Source organism: Acidimicrobiales bacterium (assembly GCA_035512495.1).
Lineage (GTDB): Bacteria > Actinomycetota > Acidimicrobiia > Acidimicrobiales > CADCSY01 > DATKDW01.
The window spans coordinates 84,588-99,551 of sequence record DATKDW010000025.1 but is presented as its reverse complement, the minus strand read 5'-3'; the positions used below and the strand labels follow the sequence as shown (position 1 = coordinate 99,551).

10 protein-coding genes and 1 tRNA gene are annotated in these 14,964 nt (G+C 72.1%); 7 read left to right on the top strand and 4 right to left on the bottom strand.

What is annotated here, in order from left to right:
- Positions 1-10 precede the first annotated feature (10 nt).
- The 6 genes from moaA (at position 11) to VMN58_03025 (ending at position 4,650) form a co-directional block, all read left to right on the top strand.
- The gene (gene moaA, locus VMN58_03050) at positions 11-994 is read left to right on the top strand and encodes a GTP 3',8-cyclase MoaA (protein ID HUF32172.1); all 984 of its coding nucleotides are present in this window, start codon (positions 11-13) and stop codon (positions 992-994) included.
- Positions 995-1,015: 21 nt separating this feature from the next.
- Positions 1,016-1,516, top strand: coding sequence for a cyclic pyranopterin monophosphate synthase MoaC (moaC, locus tag VMN58_03045; GenBank protein HUF32171.1), 501 nt, complete (start codon positions 1,016-1,018; stop codon positions 1,514-1,516).
- Positions 1,517-1,707: 191 nt separating this feature from the next.
- Positions 1,708-2,226, top strand: coding sequence for a hypothetical protein (locus tag VMN58_03040; protein ID HUF32170.1), 519 nt, complete (start codon positions 1,708-1,710; stop codon positions 2,224-2,226).
- A 58-nt stretch (positions 2,227-2,284) separates the two neighbouring features.
- Positions 2,285-2,357 (top strand) — tRNA-Ala (locus VMN58_03035).
- A gap of 167 nt (positions 2,358-2,524) precedes the next feature.
- A complete protein-coding gene (locus VMN58_03030) occupies positions 2,525-3,991 on the top strand; it encodes an S-layer homology domain-containing protein (protein ID HUF32169.1) in 1,467 nt (488 codons plus the stop codon).
- Positions 3,992-4,044: 53 nt separating this feature from the next.
- Complete coding sequence (locus tag VMN58_03025; GenBank protein HUF32168.1) at positions 4,045-4,650, top strand: nitroreductase family protein; 606 nt, start codon at positions 4,045-4,047, stop codon at positions 4,648-4,650.
- A gap of 6 nt (positions 4,651-4,656) precedes the next feature.
- On the opposite strand, the gene VMN58_03020 is transcribed toward VMN58_03025, so the two are convergent.
- The 4 genes from VMN58_03020 to VMN58_03005 form a co-directional block, all read right to left on the bottom strand.
- A complete protein-coding gene (locus VMN58_03020; protein HUF32167.1) occupies positions 4,657-10,908 on the bottom strand; it encodes an EAL domain-containing protein in 6,252 nt (2,083 codons plus the stop codon).
- A gap of 157 nt (positions 10,909-11,065) precedes the next feature.
- The gene (locus tag VMN58_03015) at positions 11,066-11,827 is read right to left on the bottom strand and encodes an SDR family NAD(P)-dependent oxidoreductase (protein HUF32166.1); all 762 of its coding nucleotides are present in this window, start codon (positions 11,825-11,827) and stop codon (positions 11,066-11,068) included.
- A complete protein-coding gene (locus tag VMN58_03010; protein ID HUF32165.1) occupies positions 11,827-13,191 on the bottom strand; it encodes an LLM class flavin-dependent oxidoreductase in 1,365 nt (454 codons plus the stop codon). The genes VMN58_03015 and VMN58_03010 overlap by 1 nt, the downstream gene beginning before the upstream one ends.
- Complete coding sequence (locus tag VMN58_03005; GenBank protein HUF32164.1) at positions 13,188-14,240, bottom strand: hypothetical protein; 1,053 nt, start codon at positions 14,238-14,240, stop codon at positions 13,188-13,190. The genes VMN58_03010 and VMN58_03005 overlap by 4 nt, the downstream gene beginning before the upstream one ends.
- 116 nt (positions 14,241-14,356) lie before the next feature.
- Between VMN58_03005 and VMN58_03000 the strand changes: the two genes are divergently transcribed.
- On the top strand, positions 14,357-14,944 hold the full coding sequence (locus VMN58_03000) for a helix-turn-helix domain-containing protein (GenBank protein ID HUF32163.1): 588 nt from the start codon (positions 14,357-14,359) through the stop codon (positions 14,942-14,944).
- Positions 14,945-14,964: the final 20 nt, after the last annotated feature.

Here is a 14,964-nt window from a genome sequence, read left to right as displayed (position 1 = left end):
CGGACGGGCCATGCCGGCTCCCCTCGTCGACTCCTACGGGCGCGCCCACCGCGACCTGCGCATCTCGGTCACCGACCGGTGCAACTTCCGCTGCACCTACTGCATGCCGGAGGAGGGGATGGACTGGGTGCCCCGCCAGGACATCCTCACGTTCGAGGAGATCGAGCGTGTGGCCCGGCTCTGCGTCGAGCGGTTCGGCTTCGACAGCATCCGCCTCACCGGCGGCGAGCCAACGGTGCGGGCCCACCTGCCGCTCCTGGTCGAGAAGCTCGCCGCCCTCGACGTCGACCTGTCCATGACCACCAACGGCTCCACGCTCGCCGTCCAGGCCGCCGACCTGCGCGGCGCGGGCCTGCGGCGGGTGAACATCTCCATCGACTCCCTGCGTCGGGACCGCTTCTTCGCCCTCACCCGGCGCGACGAGCTCGACCGGGTGCTGCACGGCATCGACGCCGCCCTCGAGGTCGGCTTCGACCCGGTCAAGCTCAACGTGGTGGCCATGGTCGGCGTCAACGACGACGAGGTCCTGGCCATGGCCGAGCTCGGCCGGGAGCGGGGGGTCGAGGTGCGCTTCATCGAGTACATGCCCCTCGACGCCGACCACGGCTGGGAGCGGGCCAAGGTCGTGCCCGGCGAGGCGATCATCGCCGCCATCGCCGAGGTGCACCCCCTGCGTCCCCTGGCGCGCGGCTCCGACCCGGCGGAGGTCTTCGAGTACCTCGACGGCCGGGGTCGGGTGGGGGCCATCCCGTCGGTGACGGCGCCGTTCTGCGACCGCTGCGACCGCATCCGCCTCACCGCCGAGGGCGCCCTGCGGGCGTGCCTGTTCTCCATGGAGGACACCGACCTGCGAGGGCCCATGCGTGCCGGCGCCACCGACGACGAGCTGGCCGCGGTCGTCAGCGGGGTCGTTGCCGGCAAGTGGGCCGGCCACGGCATCGGCACCACCACCTTCGTCCAACCCCCGAGGTCGATGAGTCAGATCGGCGGCTGATTAGACTCTCCCGGCATGTCGATGTCGGACCGCGGCCTCACCCACCTCGACCCGCTGGGGCGGGCCCGCATGGTCGACGTGGCGCCCAAGGAGGCCACCCACCGCCGGGCCATCGCCCGCGGCAAGGTGTTCATGGAGCCGGAGACGACGGCCCTGGTGGCCCACGGGGCGGTGAGCAAGGGCGACGTGCTCTCGGTGGCCCGGGTGGCCGGCATCCAGGCGGCCAAACGGACCCCCGACCTCATCCCCCTCTGCCACCCGCTGCTGGTGAGCTCGGTCTTCGTGAACTTCACCATCGACGACACCTGGATCGAGGTCGAGGCGCAGGTCGAGACCATCGACCGCACGGGCGTCGAGATGGAGGCGCTCATGGCCTGTTCGGTGGCCGCCCTCACCATCTACGACATGTGCAAGTCGGCCGACCGCTCGATGAGCATCGGTGAGGTCACCCTGTGGGAGAAGACGGGCGGACGCTCGGGCACCTACCGTCGTCCGGCCGAGCCCGAACCCGACGTTTCCTGAGTTCGGGGGCCCCGGAGCCGACCGGACGGCATGCCCCCGGGTTGTGGTTGGCAACCGTTCGTAGTAGAACCGTAACGTTCTCGTCGCACACCGGCGTCGTTGATCCGGGCCCCGGTCGGGGCCGCTGACCATCCACCGGCGCCGCCCTGCGGCCCGGTACGGTCCCGAGCACAGGAAGCAGAGGGCGGAGCGTGTCGCTAGTGGTCCTGCTGGTACTTGCCATGGTCTGGGCGGTGTTCCTCGTCCCGCAGCTGCTGCGGGCTCGCGCCGAGCGCGGCCCCGCCGACTCGATCGGCGCCTTCCGAAACCAGCTCTCGGTGCTCGAGCGCACCACCCCGCCGGTGGCCGGCAACGTCACCCGCCTGCGCCCGGTGGCCACCCACGTCAGCACCCAGCACCAAGCGTCCTTCGCTCCCCGCCCCCGCGCCACCTACGGGCCCTCGCCCCGGGCGATGGTCCGCAAGCGCCGCAAGGACATCCTCAGCGGCCTCCTCGCCGCCATGGGCGGGTCGCTCGTGTTGGGCATGATCCCCGGCCTGCGGGTGATGCTCGCGCTGCACCTGGTCCTCGACCTGCTCTTCGTCGGCTACATCGTCATGCTCGTCCAGGTCCGCAACATGGCGGCCGAGCGTGACATGAAGGTGCGCTTCCTCCCCGGCCCGGCTTCGGTGGAGCCCGCCATGCTGCTCCGCCGCTCCGCCTCGAACTAGCCGCACCGCCTCCGAAGCAGGCGCCTCGGGGCGCCCGGCTATCGTGGCCCCGCCCCCCGGGGGTGTAGCTCAGTTGGCAGAGCGCTACGTTCGCAACGTAGAAGTCGGCGGTTCGATTCCGCTCACCTCCACCCACACCGGCACCAACTCCGCGGATCAGCGCTCCTGGTTGTAGAGGCGTATCGTCATCGGGGCGAAGACCGCAAGCAGGCCGGCGGCCGACCACGGCAGGACCAACAGGGCTCCGGCGCGGGCAGGCGACGGACGAGGCGGCGTCGAAGTATCTGGTGTGAACTCCATGGCGGCTTGGCACCGGCTCCTCTCCGTGCTCTCGGTCCTCTTGCTCGGGGCCACGCTGGCCGCCGCCCCTGCCGCCCTCGGCTCGTCGTCGCCCGATCACCCGACCCCGCAGTGGGCTCCGGCGGATGAGGCGTCGGTCCACCCTGGCGTGGTGACCGACACCGAGGGTCGCTGCACCTCCAACTTCGTCTTCTACGACACGAGCGACATCTACATCGGCCAGTCCGCCCACTGCGCGTCGACCAGCGAGAGCACCGAGACCAACGGCTGCGTCGCCAGCACCGCCCCGGTGGGATCCCAGGTCGACATCGAGGGGGCCACCCAGCCCGGGACGATGGTCTACAACTCGTGGGTCACCATGCAGGCGGCCGGCGAGCAGTCGTCCAATGCGTGCCGGTACAACGACTTCGCCCTTGTGCGGATCGACCCCGCCGACCACGGGCGCGTGAACCCCACCGTGCCGGTGTGGGGTGGCCCGACCGGGATCGCCACGTCCACCGCCCAGGGCGACGAGGTCTACAGCTACGGCAGCTCGCCGCTGCGGCTCGGCATCCGGACGCTGAGCCCCAAGGAGGGCATCAGTCTCGGCCAAGCGGGTGGCGGGTGGACCCACAAGGTGTACACCGCCACGCCCGGCATCCCGGGGGACTCGGGGAGCGCCTTCATCGACGCCCACGGCCGTGGCTTCGGTGTGCTGTCGACGATCGAGATCGCCCCCACCGTCGGGAGCAACGGGGTGAGCGACCTCAGCCGCATGCTCGCCTACATGGAGCGTCACACCGGCCTGTGGGTCACCCTGGCGCTCGGCGACGGGCACGGCCCGGAGGTGTCCGGCGGCTCGGCCGACGACCGCATCGCCCGCGCCTGCCCCGACGGCGAGGTGCCGCCGGGGGGCTACCACGACACCGGGGGCAACCCGCACGAGGCTGCCATCGACTGCATCACGTGGTGGGGCATCACGTCGGGGGTCGCCCCTGGCCGCTACGAGCCCGGTGGGGAGGTCCGGCGCGACCAGATGGCGTCGTTCGTGGCCCGGACCCTCGAGGCCGTGGGTGTGGCGCTGCCCCCGCCCAGCGATCAGGGCTTCAGCGACATCCGCGGCAACGCCCACGAGGACCGCATCAACCAGCTGGCCGCCATCGGGGTGGTCCGGGGCACCAGCGACACGACCTACTCGCCGGCGGCGACGGTCCGGCGCGACCAGATGGCGTCGTTCATCGTCCGGTCGGTGGAGCACGCCACCGGCGAGCCCATGGCCTCCTCGGGCAGCCACTTCGCCGACACCAGGGGCAACACCCACGAGGAGGCCATCGACAAGGTTGCCGAGGCGCGGATCGCTGCCGGCACCACCGCCACCACCTACAGCCCCTCGCTCCCGGCGCGCCGCGACCAGATGGCGAGCTTCCTCGCCCGGACGCTGGACCTCTTCGTCCACCGTGGCGACGTCGAGCCGCCGAGCGGCTGACGATCGCCGCGCCGCCCCGGCCGGACGGGCCGAGCAGGCGTTAGGTTCACCACATGGACGTCTTCGAAGCCATCCGGACCACCCGCGCCATGCGCCGCCTCGACCACGACCGGCCGGTCGCCGAGGACGATCTCTGGACGATCCTCGAGGCCGCCTCCAAGGCGGCCACCGGCGGCAACTCGCAGCCCGTGCGGTGGATCGTCGTCACCGACGCCGACAAGCGGCGCCGGCTCGGCGACATCTACCGGGAGTGCTGGGCGCCGGTGCGCGAGCTCTACGCCCAGCGAAACACCGGCCCCGACGCCGACCCGTCCCTCACCCGGGTGCTGAGCTCGGCCGACCACCTCGGCGAGCACATGGGCGACGCACCGGTGATCATCATCCCCGCCAGCCGCGCCGGTGACCCCGCCTCGGTGTACCCGGGGGTGCAGAACCTGTTCCTGGCCGCGCGCGCTCTCGGCCTCGGCACCACGTTGACCACCGTGCACAAGGCGCGGGAGGACGAGGTGCGGGCGGTGCTCGGCCTGCCCGACGACGTCCAGACGTGGGCGATGATCCCCGTCGGGTACCCGACCGGGCGCTGGGGCGAGGCCGCCCGCCGGCCCATCGAGGAGATCACCTACTGGGACGGGTGGAAGGAGACGCGGCCCCGCGGGTGAGCCGGTTCAGGCCGGGGTCACCAGGTTGGAGAGCCGGTCGACGAGGCAGCTGAGGTCGGTGGCCTTGTCGAAGATGCCGAGCGCCTGCGACAGGATGGCGTCCGGGACGTCGACCGGCTCCAGGGCGGTGAGGAGCACGACCTTCGCCCCGGGCGCCGCCCGGTGCAGGAGCGGCAGTGCTTCCATGCCCCCCATCCCGGGCATGGCCAGGTCCAGGAGGATGAGGTCGGGTTGGTGGTGACGGGCCAGCTTGACGGCATGCTCGCCGTCCCCAGCCTCGGCCACCACCCGGAAGTGGCCGTCCATCTCGAGGGCGATGCGGATGGCCGCCCGGACCCCCCCACGGTCGTCGACGAGGAGCACTCCCTGGGTCTGCTGCTGCGGCGGCACCGTGGGGCTCTGGACGTTCTCCACCATCGTCAGCCACTGCTCGACGTGGGCCACGTCGGTGGGGCGCCGCCAGTTGTAGCCCTGGGCCAGGTCGCAGCCGAGCTCGCCGAGCACTTCGAGCTGCTCGACGGTCTCGACGCCCTCAGCCACCGCGGCGAGCCCGAGGGCGTGAGCGAGGCTGATGACGTTGGCCACGATGGCGGAGTCCTCGGTGTCGTGGCCGAGCCCGGCGACGAACGACCGGTCGACCTTCAACAGGTCGACGGGGAAGCGTCGCAGGTAGCTGAGCGAGGAGTACCCGGTGCCGAAGTCGTCGATGGCGAGGCAGAGACCGAGGGTCTTCAGCTCCTGCAGCTTCTCGATGGCCGCCTCGGTGTCGTCGACGGTGGCGCTCTCGGTGATCTCCAGCACCACCCGCCCCGGGTCGATGCCGGTCTCGGCGAGGATGGCGGCGACCTGGCTGACGAGGTGCGGCTGCTGCAGCTGGCGGGCCGAGAGGTTCACCGCCATCGATGCCTTCGACTCCGGGAAGGTCTGCTGCCAGGCCACCGACTGCTGGCACGCCGTGCGCAGCACCCACGCGCCGATGTCGACGATGAGGCCCGACGACTCGGCCAGGTCGATGAAGGCGTCGGGGGCGAGCAGGCCCCGCACCGGGTGCTGCCACCGGAGGAGTGCCTCGAACCCGGTGACCTGGCCACCGGCGACGTCGATGACCGGCTGGTAGTGGATGACGAGCTCGTCGCGGGCGAGTGCCCACTCGAGGTCGGAACGCAGGCCCGATCGCTCCAGGGCGTGGGCTCGCATGGTGGGTTCGAAGATCTCGTATCGGCCCTTCCCTCGCGCCTTGGCGACGTACATGGCGGCGTCGGCGTTGGTGACCAGATCGTCGGCGGTGCTGTCGGCCACGGCAATGGCCACTCCGAGGCTCGCCCGCGCCGCACGCATGTGGCCGCGCAGCTCGAACGGTGCTGCCAGGGCCTCCATGATCCGCAGGGCCACCTGCTCGGCATCGCCCTGACCGGTGGATCTGAGCAAGACGGCGAACTCGTCACCGCCGAAGCGGGCCACGGTGTCGCCCGGGCGGACGCACGACGACAGGCGCTCGCCCACCCCGCGGAGCAGGAGATCGCCGGCGACATGGCCGAGCGTGTCGTTGATCGACTTGAAGTCGTCGAGGTCCAGGAACAGCACGGCGACGCCGCTCGGGTCGCGGTTGCGCCGAGCGAGCGCCTGGTCGACGCGCTCGGTGAACAGGGAGCGGTTGGCGAGCCCGGTGAGGCTGTCGTGCCAAGCGCGCTGTCGCAGCTCGCCCTCGAGCTCCACCCGGTCGCTGATGTCGCGCGTGTTCAGCACCACCCCACGGACGCTCGGGTCCGCGAGCAGGTTGTTCATCGAGGTCTCGACGTGACGCCACGAGCCGTCCCGGTGACGGAGGCGGCACTCGACCACCGCCGAGCCGTTCTCCAGGCTCGGGGCAGCGGATAGGAACTCCTGCAGAGGGCTGAGGTCGTCGGGGTGCACCCACCCGGCCAGGGGTTGGCCGACCAGCTCGACCGGCTCGAACCCGAGAACTCGCTGCAGGGACGAGCTCTGGTAGGTGATCCGTCCCACGCGGTCCACGATCGTGATGACGTCGGTCGAGTTCTGCGCCAGCGAGCGGAAGCGGGCCTCGCTGCCGGCGACGTGCTCCAGGGTGGCGCCGGCGAGGGCGGCGATGAACTCGGCGAGCCGGACGGCGACGTCGTCGAAGAGCCCGCCGATGAGGCGATGGGTCACGTAGAAGCAGGCGACGACCTCGCCCTCGCACCGGATGGGCGCGCAGAGGGCCGACCGGAGGCCGGCCAGGATCAGGCTCTCGCTCGAGTCCTCGATGTCGAGGTCGTCGACCACCACCGGTGCACCCGTCTCGATGGCGCGGGTGATCAGGCTCCGCGACAGCTCGTCGACCTGCTCCCCGGAGGCGGTGGTCAACATCTCACCGAGGTCCCCCTCGAGCTCGATGACGTGGCAGCGCTCGCCCCGCAGGAGGGTGAGGGCCGCATCGCGGACGGCGGCGTTGAGGACGGCAGGGGAGGGGGCCGCGGCGATGGCCCGGCCCGCGTCGAGGAGGGAGCTGAAGCGGTCGGCGAGCGACAGCTCCGGGGCCTCGAGGTCGAGGTCGGCTCCGCCGGCAAGCTCCTGTCGGAACGACGCGAGCTCGGCCTCGGCCGACATCCGGGCTTCGGCGTCGCCCGTGGTGCGGGCCAGGGCGGCGCGGGTGAGGGCTGCCTCGTAGGTGGCTCCCTGGCGCTCGGCGATCGCCAGGGAGCGGGTGAGGGCCCGACGGGCGCGCCGGCGGTGCCCGCTCAGCGCGGCCAGGAGGCCGACCTCCCGGAGGGCGTGGGGAGCGTTGTTGCGGTAGGCCCGCGCCAGGCGGGCGGCCCGGCGGGCAACGCGGCGGGCGTGACGGAGCTGCCCGGCGGCGCCGGTGCCCGATGCGCACGGGTCGACCTGCTCGGCCTTCACCCGGAGGGCGGTCGCCGACCAGGGCAGGACGGGTGCCACGTACTCCTGGCGGAGGCCGGCGGCGCGGTAGGTCGCCTCGGCCCGCTGGAATGAGGTGATGGCCTCGTCGGTGCGCCCGGCGTGCAGCAGTCGCACGCCCTCGGCGACGTGGAGCTCGGTCGTGGTGTGCGCGTCGCCGTTGTCGCGCTCGAGCTCAGCGGCCACCAGCTCGGCCGGGACGCGGCCCTCGGAGGCCTTGGCCCACACCGCCAGGGCAATGCCGGCAGCGGCGTCGTCGCCGATCGACCGGGCGTCCCGGTGGAGCTCCCGGGCGATGGCCACGGCCCGGTCGAGGTGACCGAGGCGGTAGTGGGAGTAGGCGAGGTGCCAGGTGGCGGTGTTCTCCTCCCACCGGTCGCCGGTGCGGCTCAGCAGCCTGCGCGCCTCGGTTGTCGTCTCGATGCACTCCTCGAACCTCGACGCGGCGTAGAGGACGACCGCGGCGAAGCCCAGCGACTGCCCCTGGCCCCAGGTGTCGCCCAGGTCCTGCCGGATCACCAGCGACCGCTGGGCGTAGGCGAGGCCGCGCCCGTACCACGGTGCCATCGTGGTGACCGGGGCGTGCTCCGACCACGCCTGGGCAAGCTCCGGAGAGGGTCGCCGGCGCTCGGCCAGGTTCATCTCCCGCAGGTGGGACCAGGCGCAGGGCACCGTGCCGGCGTGGAACCAGTAGGCGTACGCCAGGCGACTGAGGATCCGCAGGGCCAGGCGCTCCTCGGGTGTCGACTCTTGTCGCCGGGCCCCACGTGCGGTGCGCGGGTCCAGCGAGTGGACCACCTGGACGAGCGCCTCCCAGAGGATCGCCACCATGAGGGCGGCCGTGGAGCGCGGGACCCACCTGCCGAGCTGTCGCAGGGCCGCCTCGTGGGCCCGGCAGGCCTCCTCCGGCCGGCCCGACTTGAAGGCCACGTCGCCGAGCTGGACCTCGATGGCGGCCCGGTGCAGGGGATCGGTTCGGAGGGCCAGCGCCCGGCCGAGCTCCTCCTCGGCCTCCTCGTAGCGGCCCTGGAGGCTGAGGACCTCACCGATCCCCTCGGTGATCCGGGCCCGCGTGTCGTCGCTGGTCGCCGGATCAGCCTCGGCTGCCCGCTCCGCGATCCGGTAGTGGTCGGTGGCGATCTCGAGGGCGTAGCGGGAGCGGGCCACCGCGGCCGACTCGAGGGCGTAGGGCAGCGCCTGCTCGTGCTGGCCCGCAGCGTCGAAGTGGTAGGCGAGCTCGAAGGTCCGGGTCGGGTCGCGGGACTCGATGGTGGCGGCGGCCCCCCGGTGGAGGGCAGTGCGCTCGTCGTCGGCGAGGCGCTCGAGGAGGGCCTCCCGCAGCTTGTCGTGGGTGAAGGCCACCCGGTCGGCCTGTTCGTCGACCCAGACGATCCGGCGTCGCCGCGCCTCCTCGAGGCAGGCGACCACCTGTGCGTCCTCGATGCCGCTGAGCTCGACGGCCATGTCGAGGTCGACGACCTTGCCCAGGACGGCCGCGACCGAGAGCATGGCCAGGGTCGGTTGGGTCAGCAGCTCGAGCCGCTGGACGAGGAACAGCGCGGCGCGGCGCGACATCTGGACCTCGGCCATGGGGGCGGCATCGACGGTCCAGCCGTCGGGTTCGCCAACGAGGGCCCCGCACTCGACCATGCCCCGCAGGACCGCCGCCGCCATGAACGGGCTGCCGTCGGCGAGGCGAGTGATGGTCGACAGCGCCTCGTCGGGCAGCGGTCCGGCCATCGACTCGCACAGGCGGGCGATGTCGGCAGGCTCGAATGGGCGGAGCTTCAGGTGGACCCGGGACTGCGTGGCGCGCAGGCGGTGGCCGGCCCCGACCTCCTCGCTGCGGAAGGCGGCCACGACGAGGGTGTGCACCTCCCCGTCCTGCACCGAAGACCACGCCTGCCAGGCGTCGATGAGTCGCAGGGTGAGCCCGTCGGCCCACTGGCAGTCGTCGAGCAGCACGAGGGCGGGTCGTTGGGGGGAGCCCAGGCCCGCCAGCAGGGCGACGAGGGCTTCGAGGCTGCGGGCCTCGCCGAACATCTCGGGGCCGGTCTCCTCGCTGGCACCAGCGGATGGGCGGTCCGGGTGGATGGCGCGCAGGACGGGCAGGGCGTCGACGAGGGCGTCGGTCCGCTCGCCGAGGAGCTCCCACAGCTCGGCTGCGACCTCCGGACGCCGACCGGCCTCGTCGACCACTGCCTCCGCCAGTCCCTCGAGGAGCTGGAAGGGTCGGGGGGCGGCCTGGTCGGTGCCCTGGCCGCGCAGGATCCAGCTGCCTCCACGGCGTTCCTGCAGCGCTAGCTCGTCGAGCAGGCGCGTCTTGCCGCCTCCCGACTCGGCCTCCACCAGGACCAGCCCGCCGTGGCCGCTGGTGGTCATCGCCCCCAGCTCTGCGAGGCGCGACAGGTCGTGCTCGCGTCCCACGAAGGCCGGCTCGGTCAGCACGGTCCGACGGTCGTGGAGGCCGACGGTGAGGGCGGGGTCGGCATCGCCGCGCCGCATCGCCTCGTCCAGTGCATGCAGATCGGCGCTGACCGAAGTCGCGGACTGGTAACGGTCGTTGGGGTTCTTGCGCAGCAGGCGGGAGACGATCGCCTCGAGGGCGCGGGGGATGTCGACGTCCTGCGTGCGCAGCGGTGGCGGGTCGATGTTGAGGTGCTGGCGGAGCACCTCGCCCACCGTCGTGCCGGTGAAGGGCGGGCTGCCGGTGAGGCTCTCGAACATGACGATGCCGAGGCTGTAGAGGTCGGCCGGCTCCTCCACGGCGACGTCGATCAGGCCGGCGGCCTCCGGGGCGAGGTAGCGGGCGGTGCCGACCGGCTCGTCGCGGACCGCCGGGTCGAGCCTGGCGGAGCGCGACAGCCCGAAGTCGATGAGGACGACCTCGAGCGAGGGCCCCGTGTCGTCGATCACGATGTTGGCCGGCTTGAGGTCGCGGTGGAGGACCTGGTGGGCGTGGGCGACCTCGAGGGTCGCGAGGACCTGGATGGCGACCTCGATCGCCATCGCCGGCGTGAGGGCGCCGTCCCGATCGAGGAGGTGGCGGAGCGTGGCACCTTCGTGGAAGGGCTGAACCAGGTAGAGGAGGTCGCCGTCGTGGCCGGCGGCGACGAGCAGTCGGCGTCCACCCTGGAGCTGGCGCAGGACGTCGGCCTCGTGCTCGAACCGCAGCCGGGCAGTGGCGGAGACCGCGCTCCTGACGACGGTCTTGACCACCACGATGGCGCCACCCTCGACCAGGTCCTCGCCGAGCCAGGTGTCAACCCCGAGCCCGCGCTTCATGAGGCGCCGACACAGGAACCGGTCTCCGACGACCGTCCCTTCCGTGGCGGCTGCCACCATCTCGTTGCCTCCATCCGGCCGCGGCGCGCGGTTGGGTGGTGCCATCATGCCTTCTTCGGCGCATTCCTGCCGGACTTGACGTAGTGCGCGGCCGAAATGGACCGATGTGCACCGATGTCCGGCTGCCGGGCCGTGAGCCCGGCGACGCCGGTCGTCAGCCGACGGCGAGCTCGACGCCCGGGAAGGTGAACCGCTGGTTCTCGACCCCGGCCCGCACGACCCAAGCCTCGCCGGTGAGCCCCGAGCGGACCGCGGTGACCACGGCGTCGGCGACCTGCTCGGCGGAGATGAGGGTGAGGCCCGCCGCCTCGAGCAGCGGCTTCGACCCGGCACCGACAAGGGGCGTGTCGACGATGCCCGGGCACACCGCGTTCACGGTGACGCCGTGGGCGGCGAAGGGGGGGCCGAGGGCTCGCACGAGGCCGACCACAGCGTGCTTGGTCATGGTGTAGATCGGGTCCATCGAGAAGGCGATGAGCCCGGCCATGGAGGCCGTGGCCACGATGGCACCGCCGCCCCGCTCGACCATGGCGGCGCCGGCAGCCCGGGCGCCGAAGACGACCCCGTCGATGTTGACGCTGGTGATGCGGCGGTACTGCGCGTCGGTGAGGGACCGCAGGTCGCCCTCGCCGGTGAGCACCCCCGCGTTGAGGTGGGCGATGTCGAGGCCGCCTTCGGTGGCGACCACGTCGTCGACCAGCGCCCGCCAGGCAGCGGGATCGGTGACGTCGGTGCGGACGAAGCGCCCGCCGACCTTGGTGGCGGCCCGGCGGCCGCCATCCTCGTCGACGTCGGCGATCACCAGCGTGGCCCCCTCGGCGGCCAGTCGCTCGGCGGTGGCGAGGCCGATCCCGGAGGCGCCTCCGGAGACGAGCGCCACCCGCCCTGCCAGGTCGTCGAACCCCGAGGCCGCCATCAGCCGAGGATCCCGGCGGAGCCGTCGCGGTTGCCCGCGGCCTGATCTTGGGCGATCTTCTCGAGCCACTGCTTTGCCCCCTCGTCGCCGGAGGCGTCGACCATCTTTCGGGGCATGGCCGGGAACGAGTAGTCGGGGTCGGGCAGTGGCGAGGTCTCGAGGCCGCCGCGGGCCATGACCTGGTCGATGACGGGCTCGAGGCGCTTGGCCTTGGCGACGGCGCCTGCCTGCTCGCGCTCCTTGAACTCGGGCAGGACCTCGCGCCCGAAGAGCTCGAGCGACTCGCAGATGTCCTCGTGGCGGTTCTTGCCGGCCTGCATCACGAAGATGAGCTGGTCGACGCCGGCCTCCTCGTAGCGGAGGAGGAACTCCCGCAGCTGGTCGGGGGTCCCGGTGGCCCCTCGCAGGCCCCCGCCGCTGGTGCCCTCGGCGGCGATCTTGGCGCCGAGGCGCTCCTGCTCGACGGCGGCAGCGGTGTCGGGTGAGAACCCGCGCTCGCCGCGGCGCTCCTGGTACTCCTGCCAGACGTTGGTGACGCCAGGCTTGTGGTCGCCGAAGACGTAGAAGTGGGCGAGGGAGTAGCCGAAGAAGTTGCCGCCCTCGAGCCCGCGGGCGAGCGCCTCGTCCTCGGTGGGGGCGCACATCATCGGGGTCACGCACGCCACGTTGGCGTTGACGGCCTTGCCGATGGGCACGCCCTTCTCGGCCAGCGTGCGGTGGTAGTCGCCCACCCACTGCTCGGCCTCCTCGGGGTCGATGAAGGAGAAGGTGAGGGCGCCGATGCCCTTCTCGGCGGCCATGAGGATGGTGTCGCGGCGGGAGCACGCCACCCAGAGGGGCGGGTGGGGCTTCTGCACCGGCTTGGGCACGACGTTGCGCGGGGGCATCTGGACCCACCGCCCGTCGACACCCGTGAAGGGGGTCTCGGTCATGCACCGGAGGGTGACCTCGAGGCCCTCCTGCCACTGCTCCCGCTTGGTGACGGGGTCGATGCGGAAGCCGCCGAGCTCGGCCTCCGACGACGACTCGCCCGAGCCGAACTCGACGCGGCCGCCGGAGACGAGGTCGAGCATGGCGAGCCGCTCGGCGGTGCGGGCGGGGTGGTTGTAGCCCGGCGCCGTCTGGATGATCCCGTGGCCGAGGCGGATGTCCTTCGTGCGCTGGCTGGCGGCGGCGAGGAAGACCTCGGGTGCGCTCGAGTGCGAGTACTCCTCGAGGAAGTGGTGCTCGACCTCCCAGACCACGTCGAAGCCCAGCCGGTCGGCCAGCTCGATCTGCTCGAGGGCGTCCTGGATCAGCGTCAGCTCGGACCCGTCGTCCCAGGGCCGGGGCAGCTGGTGCTCGTAGAAGATGCCGAACTTCACCGAGCCACCGCCTCGTCGCCGAGAGCGTGGAAGCCTTCGAGGATGCTGGCGTCGTCGCGCGTGCCGCACCAGTGCTCGACCTCGCCGAGGACCGCGGCCTGGCTCTGGCGCTTGCCCTCGCCGAGCGACTGGTCGAGGCCCTTGTCCCACAGCCGTCCGATCATGTCGGTCCCCGCGTAGCGCTTGCCCGACTCGCCGATCCAGGTGCGGTCCCGCATCTCGGTGAGGGCGGTCTTGAGGTACCCCACGTGGGGCGTCTCGTCGGCCCGGATGTAGGAGACGAGGCGGGCGGCCTCGCCGTCGCCGGCGACGAGGTCGGGGTCGGAGAGCCAGGCCTCGGCCCAGGCGAAGGTGTGGAACGCCTGCACCTCGATCAACAGCACCCGCACCATGAGCGAGGCGATGAGCTCGACGTTGTGGTCGATGTCGACGGGGAGGACCCGGTCGGCGATGCTTCCCCCGCCGCCGGAACCGGGCTGGCCGAAGCCCATGCGGGCCAGCATCGCCTCGATGTCGACCTTGGACTCGGGCGACTCGAAGGCGATGTCACGGGCGGCGAACCACATGTCCTTGTGGCCGGCCTCCTCCTCCCAGCCGGCCTCGTCGCGGCCGTGGGCCTCGAAGAGGCCCTTGCCCAGGTGGTCGAGGGCCGTGCCCTCGATGCTCTCGTCGAAGTGGCGCTGCATGTCGCCGGGCTGGAGGAACCGGATGTTGGCCCCGAAGCCCTCGACGGTGCCGATGCGGGTGAGCGTGCCGATCAGGGGCTCGGGGACACCGCTGGTGACCAGGTGGCGGGCCTGAGCCAGGTTGGGGAAGTGCTCGGGCCAGGTCTCGAGCGGGACGTACAGGATCTCGGTGCCGAAGTCCTCGACGTGCTTGGCCTGCCACGCCTCGATGGCGGGGGTGCGGTGGGCGGTGCGGGGCGACACGTAGGTGCCGTCCTCGTCGAAGCCACCGTGGCAGCGGACGCCGCCGGCGAGCAGCGGCTCGACCACGCGGTGGTCGCTGAGGATCTCGGCCTCGGTGAAGGTGGTCTGGAGCGTGGTCATGGGTCCCTTGGGGTGGTCCTGCGTGCGGGTCCAAGTGTATACTCGTGGGTATACACCGCACAAGAGACGAGGTCGCCGTGCCACCAACCAGCACGAGCTCGAGCGCGACTGCAGGTGTGGCGCTGCCCCGCCGCCAGCTCCTGACCCGGGAGCAGCGCCAGGCCACCATCCTCCGGGGGGCGGCTGCCGCCTTCGCCCGCACCGGCTTCGCGGCCACCTCGATGGAGGACGTCGCCACGGCGTCGGGGATCACCAAGCTGATCGTCTACCGGCACTTCGCCTCCAAGGAGGAGCTCTACCGTGCCGTGCTCGAGTCCGTGTCGAGCCGGCTCGCCGAGGAGTTCCTCGTCGGCCTGGAGGGCCCGGGCCCCCGCGGTGGCATCGGGGCCCGGACGCTGCTGACCGTGGCCCGAGAGGAGCCCAACGGCTTCGTCCTCCTCTGGCGCCACGCCGCCCGCGAGGCGCCATTCGCCGACTATGCCCAGGAGCACCGCCAGCGGGCGGTGGGGGCGGCGCGGCTCCTCCTCGGCGACCGCCTCGACGACGAGGTGCTGTCGCGGTGGGCTGCCGACGCCATCGTCGACTGGCTCGTCGAGGCGGTCCTGGGGTGGCTGGCCGTCGGGGACCCCGAGCGCGACGAGGAGCTGCTCGACCTGGCCCACCGGACCGTGGTGGCCATGGTCACCACCTGGGCGTCGCGCTGACGGACGCAGGCCATCGAGGT

Bases quoted from the DNA above. Each gene is read 5' to 3' on its own strand.
- moaA (HUF32172.1), top strand. From the start codon at position 11: ATGCCGGCTCCCCTCGTCGACTCCTACGGGCGCGCCCACCGCGACCTG.
- moaC (HUF32171.1), top strand. From the start codon at position 1,016: ATGTCGGACCGCGGCCTCACCCACCTCGACCCGCTGGGGCGGGCCCGC.
- VMN58_03030 (HUF32169.1), top strand. From the start codon at position 2,525: ATGGCGGCTTGGCACCGGCTCCTCTCCGTGCTCTCGGTCCTCTTGCTC.
- VMN58_03025 (HUF32168.1), top strand. From the start codon at position 4,045: ATGGACGTCTTCGAAGCCATCCGGACCACCCGCGCCATGCGCCGCCTC.
- VMN58_03015 (HUF32166.1), bottom strand. From the start codon at position 11,827: ATGGCGGCCTCGGGGTTCGACGACCTGGCAGGGCGGGTGGCGCTCGTC.
- VMN58_03005 (HUF32164.1), bottom strand. From the start codon at position 14,240: ATGACCACGCTCCAGACCACCTTCACCGAGGCCGAGATCCTCAGCGAC.